A 5,545-nucleotide genomic window follows, 5' to 3' on the forward strand; every position below is an offset into this window, starting at 1 on the left:
AAATGCCACAAATTAATCAAACTATTAAAGCAACAAACAATATAGATACCTTTAATAGTTTTGAAACTAAAGAACATCCATATAATATTAATAAGTTCTATTTAGAAGTAGATAATACTAAAACTGAAACTGTTGCTAATGATAAAAACACTGATAATTTAAAAGTTAAATTAGAATTAGATCAAATTAGAAATAAATGAAAAAATAAATATATTGTTGCTAAATATTATTACATTGCTAATAATGGAACAAAACAATATATTAGCTTCAAAAAACAAGTAACAGATAATATTAATAAAGTCTTTATTCTTGATTATAATGAAGGTGATTTAAAACGTAATAGAAATTATCAATTTGAATCATTAGAGTTACAAGAATCTAATGGAACTACTATTTTAAATATTGAAGAGCAAAGTCAACAAGATGGAATTATTTCTAATTCTACTGGAGGACAAAATATTGAAAATAGCTTTATTACAAGTCCAACAAATACAAATCTTTTTGAACTTCAATCATTTGCTTTTGTAAGCGAATCAAGTGCTGAAGTAGGAAAAATTGAATTAGAAATCGAAGATAAAGATGATGTTATATACATTCCTAATAATAATGATTTAACTAAGTTAAAAGCATTATTAGCATTAGCTAATGATAATAATAAAACATCAATTGCAGTTACTATTTCCAAAGTTGAAACAAATGGTAATAATAAAAAAATCACATTAGAAGTTGATAATCCAAAACTTAATGAAGAATATGTTTTAAAACATTTAAAATTCAATAATAGTGATGCTTATAAAGGTCAACAATCATTAACTAATAATGCAATTTTTGGACAAGAAAATAATTATAATGTTGATTCTAATGCTGAGAAAAAATCACAAATTAGCGTATCTTTAGAATCTGATGATGCAAATAGTTTTGGTTTTGAACTTGATCCTGAATCAGGAAATAATAAAAATATTTTTAAAATCACAAAATTAAAATTAAATTCTAATGTTTTAGATTTTAGTAATGTTGATAATAAATTACATATTTTAATTAAAGATATTAAAAACGAAACAACTAATAATAATTTAAGCGCAACCAACCAAATGCCTATCGCTTATGTTAAAATTAATAATGATTTTACAACTACTATTAATAACTTTAACTCTACCGAAAGTAATACTTGAAATAAGCTATTTAAAGTTAAAACTATCTATATTGGAACACTAGAACAATTAAATAAAGCTAAAACATCATCAAATTTTGATAATGTTACAAAATTAGAAATTGATGATAGTATTAGCTTTGAATCGAGAGTATCAGATTCTAAATCTAGCGCTTTAATTTCAAGTGTGGATAATACTGACGATACTAGTGTTAAAAATTTAACTTTTGAAATTGAAACTAAAGATTTCAATCTTCATACAATGCTTGATAGTAATTTAATTTCTTTAAATGATTTTACAATTGAAATTTCAGAAAATAATCAAAATAATAAAACTGGAACTGTTACTATTAAAAAACTTGAAAAAGTGTCGAATAATAAGTTAAAATTTACTTTTGATGTAACTGATTTAGTAGAAAATAAAACTTATAAAATTAACAAGCTTTATTTAAATAAATCAAAAGCTGATCTTAAAATTCATAAAAAAGTTAATGATGATAACCAAGCAAACGATAATCAACAATACTTTAAAGTTCCTAATGAAACATTTAAAACTCTTGCTCTTGCAACTTTAAATGCCCAAAGTATTAGAGATTTTGATTTAACTTCAGATTTAAAAATTAATGTTAAAGTTAATATTGATGATAATCAAAATATTTTAACTAATAATGATAAAGCTAAATATAAAATTCATTATGCTCATACTTCAAATCAAAATAATATTTTATCTACTATTATTTCTAATATTTCAACAAATGATAAATATTTAGAATTCGATATTAATATGCCAAATTTAAATGGAGCATATAGAATTACAAAAATTGAATATATTGGTGAGCATAATACTTCTTCTTGAAAAGATCGAGCATTTTTAAAAAACAAAGTATTCTATGATAAAAGCTATAGTAGCTCAAATTTAGAATTTGGTTATTCATTAGGTTCATTTGATACAACTATAACTCAAGGCACCGGGACTAATTCAAATAAAATTACAATGAAATTACAAAATATTAAAAGTACTAATTCTAATTTAAAATTAATTGATTTATCACAATTTGATTTTTATGCCAAAGTTAAAAATAAAAGAAGCACTAATCTTCAAACCATTAAAGGAGATCATAATACAATAAGAGTAAATTCACTAACTAATGAAATTAACTTTCAAGAATATGATGCTAATTATACCAACAATACTTTTATCATTGAAAATTTGGTCATTGTTAAAAAAGGAATGGCTTTTAATGATAGTATGTTTAATAATAATTCAATAAATATTCTAAAAATTGATCCAGCTACTAAAAATCATGCTATTGATAGCCAATTACCATTTTATATGAATAACGCTACATATATCGAGGGTGATAAGTATAATGATGCTTCATTAGAAGTTGAGTTAGATATTTATTCTAATGATGGAGTATTTTCTACTGAAACTAGTCAAATGACTTTATCAACACAGTTATTAAAACGTGATAATTCTTTTCCTAAAAGATCTGACGGAGCTAAAGCTAAAATTATTTCAGTATCCAATAATCGTAGACAAGCTAGAGTTAAGTTATGATATAATCCAGCTGAATTAATTAATTCTAACCAAGATCCTACATTCTTAGATCCAAAAACCACTTATAAATTTACTCACTTAAAATTTGAATACAAAACCGGAAATCATACTTATGCTAGTGATACAAATGGAGGTATGACAAATACTAATATGGGTGTAAATAGTAGAGCAACAGAAGCAACTATGATTCATAACATTTTTCTAACAACTAAAGATAGGTTTTTTATTGAAACAGGAAATTATAACAATCAAGGTGATTACAGTCGTAATTCTCTTGTTTATACATATTGAAATGATGGATATAAATATTTCTATGTTCATGTTGACCATACAGGTAAAGTATCAGATATAATTACTACAAATTTTAATAAAAAGCAATGAAAAAATGCATGAAATGGAAAAAGACTAGAAGTTATATATAGAGCACGTAATGCTGATTTTGGTGATTTAGGTACTAGCTTTATCTGAAAAGGTAAAATTCATAGTGATACTCCAAACTTTAATGTTAATAACGGACTTGTTAATAAAAGTAATGATTATTACTTGATTGAGTTAAAAGATAAAGCACCTAATAACACTCTTCGTAGATGAAAAGCTGACAATGGTGGACCAAATAATAGAGGTGATCGTTTTTATATTCAAGAAATTAGACTGGTAGATAATAATAATAATAATTCTGTTTATATGATATTTAACCCTGTTGAAGATTCAACCGATCCAAGACATATAGGATACGTTTACTATACATAAAATAATTTTTATAACAAAAATACCTATTTGTTAGTAGGTATTTCCCAAATTTTATTTTAAAGTGCACACATTTAAAATTTTTAAAAAAGTAAAAAAAATTTAAATGAAGGGCACTTTTTTTATATAAAAAAACACCCTCAAGAAAGTAAGTTATAAATAATAATTATATTGTTAATAAGTATATTAAAAAATAGTATCTTTTAGATAGAAATAAAAGATTCATAATTAAATGGATACTTTAAAAAATAAATAATTAAGACAAATTAAAAATATTTTAAAAGTTAATGCTTGTGTAGTTGCTAAAAAAATTAAAAAAACCAGCATCATAAATATGATTATTTAGCTAATTATGCTAATTTTAAAACTAAAACTAAAAAAATATAAATATTATTTTCAATATTTTTTCGACAAAAATCACCAAAACTTAATAAAGTTTTTAAAGAAAAAATGAACAAAAAAATAAAGTAATTTTGATTTAAATTAAAATGTTTTACATAAAAAAGCGCTTGCATTTAAAAATTAAATGCATTGCGCTTTTAAATTGATTTATTAATTTTATTTTTAATTTATTATCTTCAAGGGAAAAGTACGTTATTTTTTCTAAAAGGTTCTTCAACTGTATTGAATCTTAAATATAAACTACCATCCGGATTATATAGCCTAATTTCTTCAATAGCATACTTATCTGATTCGCTAAGACTATAACCTTTAGTAAAGTTTTCAAATCATATTGAATTACGTTTAATATTAATTCTATATGATCAAATATCTTTATGAGTTGTTGTGAAGCCTCTATTACTTGCATCATCGAATTTAAATGTATCACTATCAATTTGGCCATAAATAACATGTTGTGTTCAACCATTATTTCGATTATACAATCTATAAACAACTTCCAGTTTTTTGTTATTTCATTCAGGTTTTCATTGAAGATCAATTCTATCTCTATGTAAATCTAAGTGAGCTACAACATTTTCATTATTTATATGATGTCTATAAAGTCAAGCTAATCCATATTTTCTATAAAATAATTTAGTATTATCAGTTGGAGATTGATTGAATAATCTATTATGAGTAAATACGTTAAAATTATGATTTATTGTAGTTGAATTGGTTTGTTTATTATTAGCACCCATATTTGCGATAGTATCTCTACCTTTTGTATCATCTGCATAATTGTGATTATTTTGTGGATAGATAATTTTTACATTTCTAATAGAATATCGAGTTTGTGGTCTTAACAACAGATTTCCATTTTTAGAATTATCATATGTTAGTTTAATTTTAGCTCTTTTTCTATTGTTTTCAATACTTAATATTTTAGCATCAACAACACCTTGAACTTTATTGCCATTTTGTTCAAATAATTCAGCTTCTATTCTCATTTGATCTTCATTTGTAGAAAATACCCCATCATTAGAATAAATAAATGTTTCTACATCTATTGAACCATCGTTATGTTTAGTACTTGTTAAATATTCAACACCTTGTCCAACAAAATCATAAAATGGTACTTGAGAAGCAATATTATGTTCATTTGTAGAAGGTCTAACTTTAATATTATTAGTTGTATTGTTAGTATTAAACATTGCTTCAGAGAATGTTTGCCCTTTAGGAACAATTATGATTTTATCAATAATAAATTTATTATTAGTAAAAATAGCATCATAAGCATCAAAAATTATATCATTTGATAATCCATTGGTATTAACTACTCTATTATTTACTTGAATAGTTTTATAGCTATAAACTCTAGAAAATTGACCATTAGTTCCATTACTTAAAGTATAATGCCTTGCATCAGCTACTTTTGCATAAAAGTCAAAGTTAGCAGGATTAATTAATTTTAGAGCTGGATCACTATTTTTATAGTTAGTTAATTTTAAAGTAACTTTTGAATTATCTTTGCCATTTCCTAAAGAAATAGAAGTATCTCATGAACCTTCTGAGTAACCAAATTTCATATTTGATTGGGCAAAAGCATTATCAAAAATTGTTGTATTTCTTAAATGATATTGAGAACCAAATGATGAATTTCTTCAATCACCTTCATAAGCGATTTTTGTTATTTTATATGCTCCATC

2 protein-coding genes are annotated in these 5,545 nt (G+C 23.8%); one reads left to right on the forward strand and one right to left on the reverse strand.

Features of this window, described 5'->3' with window-relative positions:
- Positions 1-3,461: hypothetical protein (locus tag T403_RS04520; protein ID WP_033161496.1), on the forward strand; the 3,461-nt coding region annotated here is incomplete at its 5' end.
- A 569-nt stretch (positions 3,462-4,030) separates the two neighbouring features.
- Here the strand turns inward: T403_RS04520 and T403_RS04525 are convergent.
- Positions 4,031-5,545, reverse strand: a 1,515-nt coding sequence (locus T403_RS04525; protein ID WP_033161497.1) for a hypothetical protein, incomplete at its 5' end; no start/stop codon positions are given.

The organism is Mycoplasma collis ATCC 35278, from assembly GCF_000701825.1.
GTDB classification, from domain to species: domain Bacteria; phylum Bacillota_I; class Bacilli_A; order Mycoplasmatales; family Metamycoplasmataceae; genus Mesomycoplasma_A; species Mesomycoplasma_A collis.